The sequence below is a fragment of the Lactococcus petauri genome, assembly GCF_023499275.1.
GTDB lineage: Bacteria > Bacillota > Bacilli > Lactobacillales > Streptococcaceae > Lactococcus > Lactococcus petauri.
Genome location: NZ_CP094882.1, coordinates 600415 through 614091 on the forward strand (window position 1 = coordinate 600415; position 13677 = coordinate 614091).

14 protein-coding genes and 1 tRNA gene are annotated in these 13677 nt (G+C 37.5%); all 15 read left to right on the forward strand.

From position 1 onward, the window contains the following. The first annotated feature begins 79 nt into the window (after positions 1 to 79). The 15 genes from lgb_RS02935 to lgb_RS03005 all read left to right on the forward strand — a co-directional run bounded on the left by lgb_RS02935 (position 80) and on the right by lgb_RS03005 (position 13674). Positions 80 to 256 carry a hypothetical protein gene (locus lgb_RS02935; RefSeq protein ID WP_019293751.1) on the forward strand — a complete coding sequence of 59 codons (177 nt, stop codon included), beginning with the start codon at positions 80 to 82 and terminating at the stop codon, positions 254 to 256. A gap of 125 nt (positions 257 to 381) precedes the next feature. Then, positions 382 to 1233: a polyprenyl synthetase family protein gene (locus tag lgb_RS02940; protein WP_019293750.1), complete on the forward strand. Its 852-nt coding sequence runs from the start codon at positions 382 to 384 to the stop codon at positions 1231 to 1233. Further along, the gene (locus lgb_RS02945; protein ID WP_019292002.1) at positions 1230 to 2039 is read left to right on the forward strand and encodes a TlyA family RNA methyltransferase; all 810 of its coding nucleotides are present in this window, start codon (positions 1230 to 1232) and stop codon (positions 2037 to 2039) included. Before lgb_RS02940 ends, lgb_RS02945 begins: the two co-directional genes overlap by 4 nt. After that, a complete protein-coding gene (locus tag lgb_RS02950) occupies positions 2036 to 2482 on the forward strand; it encodes an arginine repressor (protein ID WP_019293749.1) in 447 nt (148 codons plus the stop codon). Before lgb_RS02945 ends, lgb_RS02950 begins: the two co-directional genes overlap by 4 nt. Positions 2483 to 2493: 11 nt before the next feature. Then, the gene (recN, locus tag lgb_RS02955; protein ID WP_061413393.1) at positions 2494 to 4158 is read left to right on the forward strand and encodes a DNA repair protein RecN; all 1665 of its coding nucleotides are present in this window, start codon (positions 2494 to 2496) and stop codon (positions 4156 to 4158) included. Between the two features lie 7 nt (positions 4159 to 4165). Then, positions 4166 to 5125: a DUF805 domain-containing protein gene (locus lgb_RS02960; protein WP_019293747.1), complete on the forward strand. Its 960-nt coding sequence runs from the start codon at positions 4166 to 4168 to the stop codon at positions 5123 to 5125. Between the two features lie 57 nt (positions 5126 to 5182). Continuing rightward, positions 5183 to 6400: an aminoacyltransferase gene (locus lgb_RS02965; RefSeq protein WP_017369012.1), complete on the forward strand. Its 1218-nt coding sequence runs from the start codon at positions 5183 to 5185 to the stop codon at positions 6398 to 6400. Then, the gene (locus tag lgb_RS02970; RefSeq protein ID WP_019292007.1) at positions 6400 to 7446 is read left to right on the forward strand and encodes a peptidoglycan bridge formation glycyltransferase FemA/FemB family protein; all 1047 of its coding nucleotides are present in this window, start codon (positions 6400 to 6402) and stop codon (positions 7444 to 7446) included. Before lgb_RS02965 ends, lgb_RS02970 begins: the two co-directional genes overlap by 1 nt. A gap of 99 nt (positions 7447 to 7545) precedes the next feature. Then, the gene (locus lgb_RS02975; protein ID WP_242810634.1) at positions 7546 to 8526 is read left to right on the forward strand and encodes an NAD(P)/FAD-dependent oxidoreductase; all 981 of its coding nucleotides are present in this window, start codon (positions 7546 to 7548) and stop codon (positions 8524 to 8526) included. Between the two features lie 60 nt (positions 8527 to 8586). Further along, positions 8587 to 9141: a CvpA family protein gene (locus lgb_RS02980; RefSeq protein WP_019293745.1), complete on the forward strand. Its 555-nt coding sequence runs from the start codon at positions 8587 to 8589 to the stop codon at positions 9139 to 9141. 5 nt (positions 9142 to 9146) lie between these two features. Further along, the gene (locus tag lgb_RS02985) at positions 9147 to 11483 is read left to right on the forward strand and encodes an endonuclease MutS2 (RefSeq protein WP_019293744.1); all 2337 of its coding nucleotides are present in this window, start codon (positions 9147 to 9149) and stop codon (positions 11481 to 11483) included. An 86-nt stretch (positions 11484 to 11569) separates the two neighbouring features. Next, a complete protein-coding gene (gene trxA / locus lgb_RS02990) occupies positions 11570 to 11884 on the forward strand; it encodes a thioredoxin (RefSeq protein WP_019292011.1) in 315 nt (104 codons plus the stop codon). Between the two features lie 195 nt (positions 11885 to 12079). Continuing rightward, positions 12080 to 12283, forward strand: a complete 204-nt coding sequence (locus lgb_RS02995; protein WP_004258597.1) for a DUF2969 domain-containing protein — start codon at positions 12080 to 12082, stop codon at positions 12281 to 12283. Between the two features lie 89 nt (positions 12284 to 12372). Continuing rightward, positions 12373 to 12444 (forward strand) — tRNA-Gln (locus lgb_RS03000). A gap of 60 nt (positions 12445 to 12504) precedes the next feature. Continuing rightward, positions 12505 to 13674 carry a peptidoglycan bridge formation glycyltransferase FemA/FemB family protein gene (locus lgb_RS03005; RefSeq protein ID WP_019293743.1) on the forward strand — a complete coding sequence of 390 codons (1170 nt, stop codon included), beginning with the start codon at positions 12505 to 12507 and terminating at the stop codon, positions 13672 to 13674. The last annotated feature ends 3 nt before the right edge of the window (positions 13675 to 13677 follow it).

Sequence of the window (13677 nt, forward strand, 5' to 3'; positions counted from 1 at the left end):
ATAAAACTCGCTTCAGTACGAATCATTGATTTGTATGTCAGCACTTGTGTTATAATAACACTATAAAAAAGGAGAAATTATGGATTTAAATAACCTTGTAGATAAAGCAAAAGATTTGGCTTCAAACGTGCCAGAGGATATGAAGCAAAAAGCAGAAGAAGTTATTGATGAGCAAGTGGATAAATATACTCCAGAAAATATGAAAGAACAAGCTCAAGGGCTCGTAGATGGCTTAAAAGGCAAACTCGGTCTATAATTCTGAAGTGCACGTAAACGTTCCTTATTTTAAAGAACGTTTTTTTCGTATTGAGAAATTATGTAAGAGTGAGGTACTCTATTTTCTATTGGACATTATTTCTGTGAAATGGGATAATATAACTAATGATTACCGATATGAATAGGCTCAATCAAGAGCTGATAAAATTTTATAAAAAAGCTGATGTTCCTCAACATCTTGCAGATGCTGTGACTTACTCACTTGCTGCAGGAGGTAAAAGAATTCGTCCACTTTTGTTTCTGAAGATGTTAGAATCACTAGGAGTTACACTTGAAACAGCACATTATCAAGTGGCGACAACTGTTGAGATGATTCATGCGGGCAGCTTGATTCATGATGATCTACCCGCTATGGATAATGATGATTACCGCCGAGGTCAGCTCACCAATCATAAAAAGTTTGATGAAGCAACAGCGATATTGGCGGGAGATGCGCTCTTTTTAGACCCCTACTATCTATTGGCTACTGCTTCTTTACCAGCTGCAATGGTTGTTGCCTTAGTCAAAGAACTTTCTTTTGCAAGCGGTGCTTTGGGCATGGTTGCTGGACAAATTTTAGATATGGATGGCGAAGGAAAAACATTATCTTTAGAGCAAGTAAAGAAAATTCATCATTTGAAAACAGGGAGAATGTTAACCTTTCCTTTTGTTGCTGCTGGAATTATTGCTGAACAGTCTGAAGCAGTAATCGCAAAACTAAGAGAAATTGGTCAAAATCTAGGCTTAGCTTTCCAAATACGTGACGATATTATTGATGTTACGGGAACATTTGAAGAAATAGGAAAAACGCCTGGAAAGGACCAAGCAGAAGAAAAGTCAACCTATGTGGCCTTACTCGGATTAAAAGGAGCTCAAGAAGCTTTAGAAGAATTATTAACGGCTGTGAAAAGTGATTTGGCACAAATAACTTCAAGTGCTGAAATTGTCGAAATTATAGAAAGTTTAGAAATAAAATGAAAGAAAGAGTAGATGTTTTAGCAGCAAATCAAGGCTTGTTCGAAACGCGAGAACAAGCAAAACGGGGAGTTATGGCTGGCTTAGTAGTAGATGCCAAGTCAGGGGAACGCTTTGACAAACCAGGACAAAAGATAGAAGAAGCAACAGAACTAAGACTCAAAGGTGAAAAACTTAAATATGTGAGTCGCGGTGGCTTGAAATTAGAAAAAGCTCTTTTAGAGTTTGGACTTTCTGTGGAAAATAAAACTTGCTTGGATATTGGAGCTTCAACTGGTGGTTTTACAGATGTTATGCTACAAAATGGCGCCAAACGTGTCTATGCTCTCGATGTCGGAACCAACCAACTGGCATGGAAACTTCGTAAAGACGAGCGTGTGGTTGTTATGGAACAGTTTAACTTCCGGAAGGCTGTCTTAGATGATTTTACGCAAGGACAACCTGAGTTTACTTCGATTGATGTGAGCTTTATCTCACTTGACTTGATTTTACCGCCTTTGTTTGATATTTTAGCTCAAGATGGTGATGTGGCTGCCTTGATCAAGCCACAGTTTGAAGCTGGTCGTGAGCAAGTGGGGAAAAATGGTATTATTAAAGATCCAAAGGTTCATAAGCAAACGATTGACAAAGTGATTCAAAAAGCTTTGAGTACTGGATTTTCAGTCAAAAATCTCACCTTTTCACCAATTAAAGGTGGCGCAGGAAATGTTGAATTTCTAGTACACTTAAAAAAAGAAGAGACAGCTACAGTGGCGCCTCTTGTTGATATTGAAGCTGTACTCCAAACAGAAAAGGAAACATTAGTATGAGAAGAGAAGAACGCCTTGATTTTATTTCAAGACTCATCACAACTAAAGAAGTACAAACACAAGATGAGCTTGTCCAAGAGCTTTTGGCTAATGATATTGATGTGACACAAGCCACAGTCTCTCGTGACATTAAGTCACTTGCCCTAATTAAAATTCCTGGAAGTCGTGGGGGTTATCGTTACGCATTGCCCCAACAACATGATGAAGAACAAAAGGACCTGCTGCATAATGAGTTAGCCAATGAGGCCATCTTAGAATTGAAGATGCATGATAATATGATTTCAATCACTGCTAAACCAGGGACGACCAGTGTGATTAAAAAAAGCCTCATCAATCGTTACAATAAGAAGATTTTTTCTATTATGACGGACGATGATAGTATTTTGATTATTTGTGAAACAAGACGGCAAGCAAATACCGTTTATGACGAATTAAGTTTGTAAAAGGAAAAAGTATGCTACAAGAAATTTCTATCAAGAACTTTGCGATTATCGAAGAGATTCATCTTTCTTTTGAAAGTGGGATGACCATTTTGACTGGGGAGACAGGCGCTGGTAAGTCAATCATTATTGATGCTATGGGACTTTTACTCGGTGGACGGAGTTCCAGTGATTTTGTCCGTACAGGTAAAGATAAGGCCGAAATTGAAGGTCTATTTTTTGCAGGGAAAAATGCAGAGTTGGATCAAAAGTTAGAAAACTTGGGCCTTGAAAGAAGTACTGAGCTCATTTTACGCCGTGATATTTTTGCTAATGGGCGCTCTGTTTGTCGGGTGAATGGGCAAATGGTAAATCTGACTACCTTACGTGAAATCGGCGAGCTTTTGGTTGATATTCACGGGCAACATGACAATCAAGAATTGATGAATGCTAAACACCATCTTCGACTTCTTGATGAGTTTGGTGATGAAAATTTTGAACAAATTAAGGCAGAATACCAAGTTAAGTTTGAGCATTATAAAAAAATTCGTCAAGCACTTGAAACACGTCAAAAGAACGAACAAGAATTTGCCCAACGTATCGAAATCTTGCAGTTTCAAGTTGAAGAAATTGAAGCAGCTGAGATTGATCTAAAAGAAGATGAGCAATTGCAGATTCGCCGTGATAAGCTGAACAACGCTAAAAATATAGCAGATGCTTTAAATACAGCCTATTTGGCTTTAGACGATGAAGAGGGTGATTTTTCAAGTCTGAGCGGAATACGTACAGCCATGGCAGAACTCGAAAATGTTGCAGAATTTGATCAAGATTACCAAGATTTGTCTGATAAAACGATGGATGCTTATTACTTGCTTGAGGAAGTTTCAACCAAGTTATCAACAGCAATTGAAGGTATAGAGTTTAATCCCACAGAACTTTTGCAAATCGAAGAGAGAATTCTCACTTTGAATACTTTGCGAAAAAAATATGGTCCAGAACTTTCTGACGTGTTGAAAACCTTGGAAAAAATCCAACTTGAACTCTCAGATTTGATGGGTGGAACTGAAAATAGTGAGAGCCTTGAGGAAGCACTGAAAGAAGCGCAAGCAGAATTACTAATTGCAAGTGAACATCTTAACACAGCACGTCATGCAATCGCGAAAGAATTAGAGACAGATATTAAAAAGGAACTTGCTGATTTGTATATGGAAAAAGCTGATTTTTCTGTACAGTTTGAGAGTGGGAAATTCTCAAGCAAGGGTAACGAACAAGTAGAGTTTTATATTCAAACTAATCCAGGTGAGGGGTTCAAACCCTTGGCCAAAACGGCTTCAGGAGGCGAACTTTCACGCTTGATGCTTGCTATTAAATCAAGTTTTTCAAGACGTGAAAATAAAACATCGATTGTGTTCGATGAGGTTGATACAGGTGTATCTGGACGAGTAGCCCAAGCTATTGCTCAAAAAATTTATAAAATCGCTCAAGCAGGTCAAGTTTTAGCTATCTCACATTTACCACAGGTGGTGGCTATTGCTGATACACAATTTTATATTGAAAAGGCGTCGACAGATGATGTCACTACTTCAACAGTAAGAAAATTGAAACTGGAAGAGCGAGTTGAAGAAGTAGCAAAAATGTTAGCTGGAGATGACATAACAGTAGAAGCTCTCGCGCAAGCAAAACGATTATTAATGAAATGAGGAGATTATGTTTAATTTGAAAGAGTTCAAACAATCCTATCAAAAATTTTGGTTAGGCTATATTTCTTTTAAAGAAAGAACCAGTCGAAAAGACTATTGGCTCGCAATGTTAGGCCATATTTTAGTGACAGTTGTCCTACTTGCCTTTGCCACTTTGTTCCATCTTTTATCAAGTGATGTTTTACCAGATTTGTGGTCTGTATTTTCATATTTTTTCATTGCTTTATGGATATGTTATGGTCTAGTGGCTTTCTGCCCTTTCTTGGCTATAGCCGTACGTCGCTTACGCGATGTTAGTCTTCCTTGGGAATTGATTTTTGTAATTCTAGCTCCTTTTGGTGGTTTCTTCGGTATTCTTATTTTGAATGCTCTGCCTGGTGCTCAAGCTGCAGCGGACTTACCAGAATTTTCAGCACCAACTTATGGGCCAGCACGGATAGAAGAAAATGGTAAAGAGAACTTTTTGCAAGCGATCAAAAACTATTTTCTCGGTTATGTTTCCTTCAGAGGAAGAACAAGTCGCCTAAGTTTTTGGTTTGTTCAACTGATATTTGCTCTGGTATTTGCAGTGCTAGGAGTAATGTTTGTGGGGATTCATTTCTTTGAAAACATCCTCTTCGGAGGTGCATTTATTGCGACCTGGATGATGCTTGCCTTACTCTTTCTTATCGGAGTTGGCTTCTTGTTACCCACACTTGCATTGTTTACACGTCGCTTACGCGATGCTGGCTTGTCCAATTATGGGATTGGATTAATCTTTTTTGTAGCTTTGTCTTTGTTCTTATTGAGCAATATAAGCCACGCTGTAGATGCTGTTAGCTTTGGAATTCATGATTTTTCATTGCTCAATTATCTTCTCTTCCTTGCTGACTTTGTCTTCATTATTACTCTCCTCTTTGTTTTACTTCAAGACAAAGATCAACTTTTACAAAAGGAAAAAACACTTCTATTTAGAAGGAAAGGCTGAAATATTCAGTCTTTTTTGCTATAATAAATAAAACCACTAAAGAAATAAGGATATGTTTTGAATTATAAATTAAGAGAAATTTCAGCTGAAGAATTCGCTCAATTCAATGAAAATGTAAGCCAAGGGAGTTTTTTACAGACTCCTGAAATGGCAGAGCTGATGATGGCAAACGGCTGGGAAGTAACTTTATTGGCTGTCCAATCAGATAAAATTGAAATGGCTGCTCTTTTGGGCGCAAAAAATATGACTGGAGGAAAACACTACGAAATCCAGTATGGCCCAATTTACCAAGAGTACCAAGAAGACGTAGAAAAGTTTTTCTACAAAGAATTACGTCAGTTTGTTAAAGACCATGGTGGCATGGAACTTTTAGTTATTCCTAATACAAATTATCAAGAGTTTGATAGTACAGGTAATGCGTTGACTGCCGAAAACAAGCAGTTTATTCAATCAATGCAGGAGTTGAATTACGAACATACGGGCTTAGAAGTTGGTTACAACAAACGTGGCGAGTCTACATGGCACTATGTGAAAGATCTTTCTGATATCGCAGATGATAAAAAACTTTTAAAATCTTATACGAAAGATGGACAATACTCTGTTAAGAAAACCCAACAGTTTGGGATTCGAGTGCGTCCTTTAGCTTATGAAGAACTGGATAAGTTCAAAAAGATTACTTCAGAAACGTCGGAACGCCGTGGTTATGATGATCATGATTTGCCTTATTATCAGAGTCTTTATAAAACTTTTGGCGACAAGGCAGAGTTTTTAGTGGCTGAGATTAATTTCGCAGACTATGAAGCGGCAATTTTAGCTCAAATGGATAAACTTACTGGACAGATTGAAAAAACGAAAAAAGAAGGTAAACGCAAAGAGTTAGAAAGCCAGCTAGAAACTCAAAAAGTTCGTTTAGCAGAAGCGCGTGAATTTATTGCTCAACATGGGCGCGAGGATATTATCTTAGCGGGATCACTCTTTATCTATGGTGCAAGTGAAACTATCTATCTGTTTAGTGGATCATATGAAGCTTTTAAAAAGCTATATGCGCCGTTTGCTATTCAGCATTACGTAATGAAGAAAACCCTTGATAAAGGCGTGAAAAGTTATAATTTCTTTGGAGTAGCTGGAACTTTTGACGGTACAGATGGTGTTCTGCACTTCAAACAGAACTTTGCAGGGTATGTTGTACGTAAAGTTGGTTATTTCAATTATTATCCAAAACCAGTTAAACACAAAGTTTTAAGTATGGTTAAGACACTTTTAGGTAGAAAATAATGGAATTCTTAGAAATCTCACAAGAACAATTTACAGCTTTTGCAGCTGAAAAAACGGAGTCATTTTTACAAACTCCACAAATGGCAGAAATGTTGGAAAAACGTGGTTATAAACCGATTTTCCTTGCTGTAAAAGTCAATGACCAGATTAAAATGGCAGCACTTATGACTTCTGTTTCTGTTTCAGGCGGTGCAAAGTTGGAAATTAACTTTGGCCCTATTGGCAATTTTGATCAGATGGTCTATAACTGTTTTATTCAAGAATTAAAAAAATATGCGAAAAATCAGCAAGCTCTAGAAGTGAAGATACGTCCAGCTGTCGACTATATGGTTTATGACAGCAAAGGTCAAGAACTTCAAGAAGCTAATGAGTCTTTTATTTCAGAAATGAAAAAGCTTGGCTTAACTTACAATGGGCGACATGTGGGTTATGAAGAGCAGGATGCCGTTGCCGAATGGCAATACATCAAAGATCTTTCTGAAATACACAGTGAAGAAGAACTTCTCAAGAGTTACAACTCTAACGCAAAACGTAACGTTAAAAAAGCGATAAAAAATGAAGTAACAGTTAAAATAGCTACTTATGAAGAACTCTTTGAAGTGGAACGTTTGATTGGTAACACAGGTGAAAAGCGTCATTTTGCAACCAAAGATTTGGCCTATTATCAAGAACTTTATAAGGCTTTTGGCAATAAAATCGAATTTTTGATTACTTATAAAGATGGAGTGGCAATTGCAGCTGGTGTCTTTATTGAAGTCAATCAAGAATTTCTTTACCTTTATGGTGGATCTGACGGCGCTTATGGCAAGTTAGGTGGCCCTTTCCTTATGCAGCATACAGCCATGCTTCATGCAATTGAGCGTCAGATGAAAACCTATAATTTTTATGGTATCTCAGGAAACTTTGATGGCAGTGATGGTGTTTTGAAATTTAAGCAAAATTTTGGGGGCTATATCACACAAAAAGTAGGAGAATTCTCCTACTATCCAAACCCTGTAAAATATAAACTTATTCAAGGTATGAAAAAAATATTAGGGCGTGTTTAACTTAAAAAGCTGACGAAATCGTTTCGTCGGTTTTTTGTGTTAAAGATGGATGGAATTTAAAATGTAAAAAACTTTTGACAAATTTGCTATAATGAAGGCATGGAAACTTTATACGATTTAACAATTATCGGTGCTGGTCCTGTTGGACTTTATGCCGGGTTTTATGCTGGGATGCGGGGGATGACGGTCAAGATAATCGAAGCTCTAGAAGAAGCTGGCGGTCAACCTCAAACACTTTATCCCGATAAAATGATATATGATATAGCAGGTTTGCCTGAGATTTCAGGAGCAGATCTAACGGCCAACCTTTTGTCACAACTTGCTCGCGTGCCACATGAACTATATTTAGATGAAAAAGTTGAAAATATTAGCCAAGAAGAGAAAAATAAGCATTTTGTACTGCAAACAAGTAAAAGTACACATCATTCGAAAGCAGTATTGTTAACAACAGGATCTGGCTTGCTCAGTCCGCGTAAGCTTAATCTCGAGCAAGAAGAAGAACTTCATGCATTAGGGAAATTGAATTACTTTATTCAAAACTTAGAAGAATATCGTGAAAAAGAAGTTGCGGTTCTTGGTGGGGGCGACAGTGCACTGGATTGGGCACTGATGTTGGAAAAAGTTGCCAGCAAAGTTCACCTTATTCATCGTCGACCTTCTTTCCGAGCCCATGCTTTAACAGTGGCAGAGCTGGAACAATCAACCGTTGAAATACATACCCCTTATCTTCCGCAGGAACTATCACTTGAAGGTCTTAAGTTGCAACGTGTAAAATCCGATGAGCTCAATCATTTAGCAGTAGATAAAATACTCGTAAACTATGGAATGATGACAAACCATGTTGATTTAAATGAAGAACTCGAACTAAGCCGTAGAGGAAGAATAACAGCTAACCGCCAACAAGAGACAAATCTCGCAGGTCTTTATGTAGCGGGAGATGCCAGTGATTACGATGGGAAAGCTCCCTTAATGTCAGTTGGTTTTGGAGAAGCTGTACTGGCAATCAATGATATGACTCAAAAGCTTGAATTTAGCCATAGCTTACAAAAAGGACATTCTTCAAGCCTGTTTGGTAAATGAGGAGAAAATAAGGTATAATGGGTAGTAAACGAATGATTTACAGAAATTTAGGAAAACATTATGCTTATTAACTTACTTATCTTAATATTACTTATATGGGCCTTTCTGGTTGGCTATTCAAGAGGTCTAGTCTTACAGGCTTTATATAGCTTGGGGATCATTATATCTGCAATTATTGCCTTCTTAAATTATAAGGAACTTGCTTCAAAATTAACGATGTGGGTACCTTTCTCCAGTGCAACAGCAGATTCACGATTACTGTTTTTTGATAATAACTTGCTTTTCCAAATCGATGATGCCTTCTATGCTGGTCTTGCTTTTATGATTATTTTCGTTATTTCTTATGCGGTGATACGTCTACTCGGACTTTTTGTCCACATTACACGTTTGCAACCCTTCGGAAAAACTGGAAAAATTATCGCAGGTGTTCTTGCACTCGGAGCAACTTATTTCGGCCTACAAATGGCTGTTACTTTACTTGCGCTTGTACCCATGCCCACTGTTCAAAACCATTTGAATGCTTCCGCTTTGGTTCGCTTGATGGTTAGCCACACTCCGATTTCTTCGGGGATGCTGAAAAATATATTTATTGAAAATATAATAGGTAATATTTAGAATTTATGAATAAAAAAATTATCCAAATTTTAGAATTTGACAAGGTCAAAGAGCAATTCTTGGCCTTTTTAACAACCGCTCAAGGTAAAAAAGAGTTGGAAGAACTAGAACCCCTCTCTGATGCCACTAAAATCCAAAACTTATTTGATGAATTGGCAGAATTTGAAAAGTTAGCTCAAGAAAATGGACAAATTCATCTTTCGAAAACAGCAGATATCAGTGAAATTTTACGCCGCTTAGAGTTAGATGCTCAATTGAGTGGGCGAGAGTTTGTTGAAATAAAAAAAGTTGTCCAACAGGGGCTTAATATTCTGCGTTATTTTGACGAAGCAGAGAATGTTGAAATACCAACACTTGAGGAACTCATCCAAAAATTCTCAGATCTTTCTCCTGTACATAAAACACTTGAAATTTTTGATAACTCTGGTTCACTTTATGATAATGCATCTGCTGAACTGATGCACATTCGTTCAGCCATTAAACGTTATCAGTCAGATATTAAAAAGGTGATGCAGGAACTTTTGTCTAAAAATGCAGGTTCTCTCACTGAAAATTTAATCACGGTTCGTAATGATCGCCAAGTATTGCCTGTACGTGCAGACAGTAAAAATAAAATAGCAGGTGTGGTGCATGATATGTCTGCCTCAGGACAAACACTCTATATTGAACCCAATGCTGCCGTTTCGCTTAACAATAATTTAAACCAAAAGAAAATCGAAGAAAAAAATGAAATGCTTCGAATTTTTCGGGCCGTCAGTGAAGAACTTAAACCCTATAGTTTAGATATCCGGCAGAATGCGTGGTTACAAGGCCATCTCGACTTGATTAAAGCCAAGTATAACTACTTATTGAAGCATAAGGCTAGTATTCCTGAGTTAACCCAAAACAAAGACATCTGTTTTTATGAGGCACGTCATCCTTTGATTGATCCAAATGTAGTTGTGGCCAATGACATCAAATTTGACAGTAGTTTAAACACAATTGTAATTACGGGACCAAATACTGGGGGTAAAACAATTACCCTAAAAACTGTAGGTCTGCTTACTATTATGGCGCAATCTGGTTTGCCTATTCTTACCAGTACAGGCAGTCGTGCACATGTCTTCCAGGATATTTTTGCGGATATTGGGGATGAACAGTCAATTGAGCAAAGTCTCTCGACTTTCTCTAGTCACATGACCAATATTGTCGCTATTCTAGACAAGGCAGATCATAACGCATTGGTGCTCTTTGACGAACTTGGTGCAGGGACGGATCCCAAAGAAGGTGCCGCTTTGGCCATTGCAATTTTAGAATATTTACGTGGTAAACATGTGAAGACAATGGCGAGTACGCACTATCCAGAACTTAAAGCATATGGTGTTGAAACACCTGAAGTTCTTAATGCGAGCATGGAGTTTGATATCGATAAAATGCGCCCTGTTTTTCGTCTGCAGCTGGGTGTACCAGGTCGCTCAAATGCTTTAGAAATTTCACGACGTTTAGGTTTGTCAGACCAAATCATTCAGGAGGCTAGTAACTTGGTTTCTGATGAGGAACACGATGTCAATCATATGATCGCAAGCTTAGAGGAAAAAACGCGTGAAGTAACAGAAGCAGCAGCCAATATTAAGAAGTTAGAACGAGAAAATATAAATCTTCATAAAGATTTAACCAAGGTTTATGATCAGATTAATCGAGAGCGTGAGCATGAGCTAGAGAAGGCAAAACGTGAAGCCCAAGAAGTTGTGAAAAAGGCCAGTCAAGAAGCTCAAGAAATTCTCAAAACATTGAATGATAAAGCGCAGCTCAAACCTCACGAAATCATTGCAGCCCGTAGCGAGCTTGAAAATCTAGTTCCATCTGTTGATTACAGTAAAAACAAAGTTTTAAAGAAAGCCAAGGCACAGCGCGGATTGAAACAGGGGGCTGAAGTTTTGGTAACAGCATATGGGCAACGCGGAAAACTTATTCGTCTGGAAAAAGATGGACGTTGGCAGGTGCAAATGGGATCAATAATGACCAAACTGCAAGAAGATGAATTTGAGTTAACAGAGGAAGAGCTTGCTAAGAACCAACCAGCAAAAACGAAAGCCATAACCCGTAAAGTTAGTAACAAAGTGAAAGCACAGCTTGATTTACGTGGTATGAGATATGAGGAAGCAGAGCTAGAATTGGATAATTATATTGATCAGGCCTTGCTTGCTAACTTATTACAAATTACCATTGTTCATGGTATCGGAACTGGTGTGATTCGTGAAATGGTACAGAAGAAGCTGCAAAAACACCGGCATATTAAGAGTTATGAGTATGCTCCTGTGAACGCTGGCGGAAGTGGCGCAACAATTGCAACCTTGAAATGACTCAAAATATAAAAACAATCATAATATTTGTAAAGTAGATAAAAATTCGCTAGAATGTACTCATAATAAAGAACGAGGAACGAAAAATGGAATATAACATTACTGATGCTACATTTAAAGAAGAAATTAAAGAAGGACTTGTACTAGTAGATTTTTGGGCAACTTGGTGTGGCCCATGTCGTATGCAAGCTCCAATTCTTGAACAATTAGGAGAAGAACTTGACGAGTCTGAACTTAAAATTTGTAAGTTAGACGTTGATGAAAATCCTGAAACACCTCAAGCTTTTGGTGTTATGAGCATTCCAACTTTGATCTTCTTTAAAGACGGTCAAATGGTGAAACAAGTTGTTGGTGTTCAAACAAAAGCTCAATTGAAGGCAGTTGTAGCAGAACTTTCATAAGAAAATAAAAAGAATGCCTCTTGGGGTATTCCTTTTTTTATTTCAAATTATTGGATATGTTTGACAATAAGGTACAGTGCAATTAAAAGGGAAGACTCACACGAACAAAAACAGCGTGACAAAAACTCGGCAAAATGGTATCATTGAAAAGTTGAGATGGAAATCTCTAGATATGAAGGATAAAGGAGACTGATGATGTCGAAGAAAAAAGATACAGAAATTGAAGTTATTGACACAAAAACAGGTGTTCAAGTCAAATCAGGTAAAAAAATCATCGCTGATATTAATGAAGAAAATGGTAGTTTTGTTGTTGTGGCTTCTGGTAAAGAACTGGCGGTTACCCGAAATTTTGCAGATGCCATGGAAGAAGCAATCAAAGCCTATAATTTAGGCGCCTAATTTTATTTTATATCTCAGAGGTTAGAGTTAATCCTTGAAATCCTCTCATGATTTTGATAAAATATTTACTGTTGTCGAAAGATAGACAGTGGGGTATAGCCAAGCGGTAAGGCAAGGGACTTTGACTCCCTCATGCGTTGGTTCGAATCCAGCTACCCCAGTTGGTCAAACAGGTTCAAACTGAGCCTGTTTTTTTTAATAATTTTTGATAGAATAGAGATATGTACACAGTAAAAATTGGACTCGATCCTCAACTACATGACAAGTTTGTTGCTGCCTCTGGTATGCCAAACCTTTTACAAACCTCAAAATGGGCGACCATCAAAAGCAGTTGGAAATCGGAAATCATTGGATTTTATCAAGATGATAAGCTGGTTGCAAGTAGCTTGGTCTTGATTCGCCCTCTTCCATTGGGATTCACAATGCTTTATATCCCACGCGGAATTTTGATGGATTATACAGATAAAGCTTTATTAAAGTTTGTTCTGTTAGAATTGAAAAAATTTGGTAAAAGTCAAAAAGCACTTTTTATCAAGTTTGATCCGGCTTACAAATTTGACGATGCATATGATCTTCTGACGAATTTAACAAGTGCAGGTGTTGAGTATACTGGACGTACTACAGAAATGCATGATACGATTCAGCCTCGCTACAATGCTGTCATTTATAAAGAAGATTTTTCAGAAGAAAATTTAGATAAAAAAACACGTCAATTTATTCGTAAAGCACGCAATTCTTATCCAGAAGTTACTTTTGGTGGAAAGGAGTTAGTTCCTGTTTTTGCTGAATTGATGAAGAAGACAGAAGCACGTAAAAACGTAAGTCTTCGTAATGCTGATTATTATACAAAACTTTTAGACACCTATGGCTCGGATGCTTTTATTACTTTAGTAAAATTTAATATGGCTAAGGTAAAAAAAGATATGGAAGCAAATGTTGAAAAGATTAAAGATAATCAAGCAAAAGCCAAAAATGAAAAACGCTTAAAAACTTTAACTGAAGAACTTGCTATTGCTGAGAAAAACGTTGCGGACATTACGCAGTTTATCGCAGAAAAAGGAGAGATTATTCCGGTAGCAGGAACTTTATCTATCAATGCTTTTGGCGCTGCTGAAACCCTTTATGCTGGGACAGATACAGCATTCCAAAAATATTATCCTTCTTATCTAGTATGGTTTGAAACAATTCAACATGCATTTGAAAATGGAGCAAATACTTTGAATATGGGTGGCCTTGAAAATTCCCTTTCCGAAAAAGATGGATTATTGAAGTTTAAAAAGCACTTCAATCCACGTATTGAGGAATATGTAGGCGAGTTTGACCTCCCTGTAAGTAAACTTCTTTATAAAATGGCAAACGCCATGTATATGCGTCGAAAGACCAAACATTAAGAA

Coding starts and splice junctions, on each gene's coding strand:
- trxA (WP_019292011.1), top strand. CDS start 11,570: ATGGAATATAACATTACTGATGCTACATTTAAAGAAGAAATTAAAGAA.
- lgb_RS02975 (WP_242810634.1), top strand. CDS start 7,546: ATGGAAACTTTATACGATTTAACAATTATCGGTGCTGGTCCTGTTGGA.
- lgb_RS02940 (WP_019293750.1), top strand. CDS start 382: ATGATTACCGATATGAATAGGCTCAATCAAGAGCTGATAAAATTTTAT.
- lgb_RS02960 (WP_019293747.1), top strand. CDS start 4,166: ATGTTTAATTTGAAAGAGTTCAAACAATCCTATCAAAAATTTTGGTTA.
- lgb_RS02980 (WP_019293745.1), top strand. CDS start 8,587: ATGCTTATTAACTTACTTATCTTAATATTACTTATATGGGCCTTTCTG.
- lgb_RS02945 (WP_019292002.1), top strand. CDS start 1,230: ATGAAAGAAAGAGTAGATGTTTTAGCAGCAAATCAAGGCTTGTTCGAA.
- lgb_RS02985 (WP_019293744.1), top strand. CDS start 9,147: ATGAATAAAAAAATTATCCAAATTTTAGAATTTGACAAGGTCAAAGAG.
- lgb_RS02970 (WP_019292007.1), top strand. CDS start 6,400: ATGGAATTCTTAGAAATCTCACAAGAACAATTTACAGCTTTTGCAGCT.
- recN (WP_061413393.1), top strand. CDS start 2,494: ATGCTACAAGAAATTTCTATCAAGAACTTTGCGATTATCGAAGAGATT.
- lgb_RS02995 (WP_004258597.1), top strand. CDS start 12,080: ATGTCGAAGAAAAAAGATACAGAAATTGAAGTTATTGACACAAAAACA.
- lgb_RS02950 (WP_019293749.1), top strand. CDS start 2,036: ATGAGAAGAGAAGAACGCCTTGATTTTATTTCAAGACTCATCACAACT.
- lgb_RS03005 (WP_019293743.1), top strand. CDS start 12,505: ATGTACACAGTAAAAATTGGACTCGATCCTCAACTACATGACAAGTTT.
- lgb_RS02935 (WP_019293751.1), top strand. CDS start 80: ATGGATTTAAATAACCTTGTAGATAAAGCAAAAGATTTGGCTTCAAAC.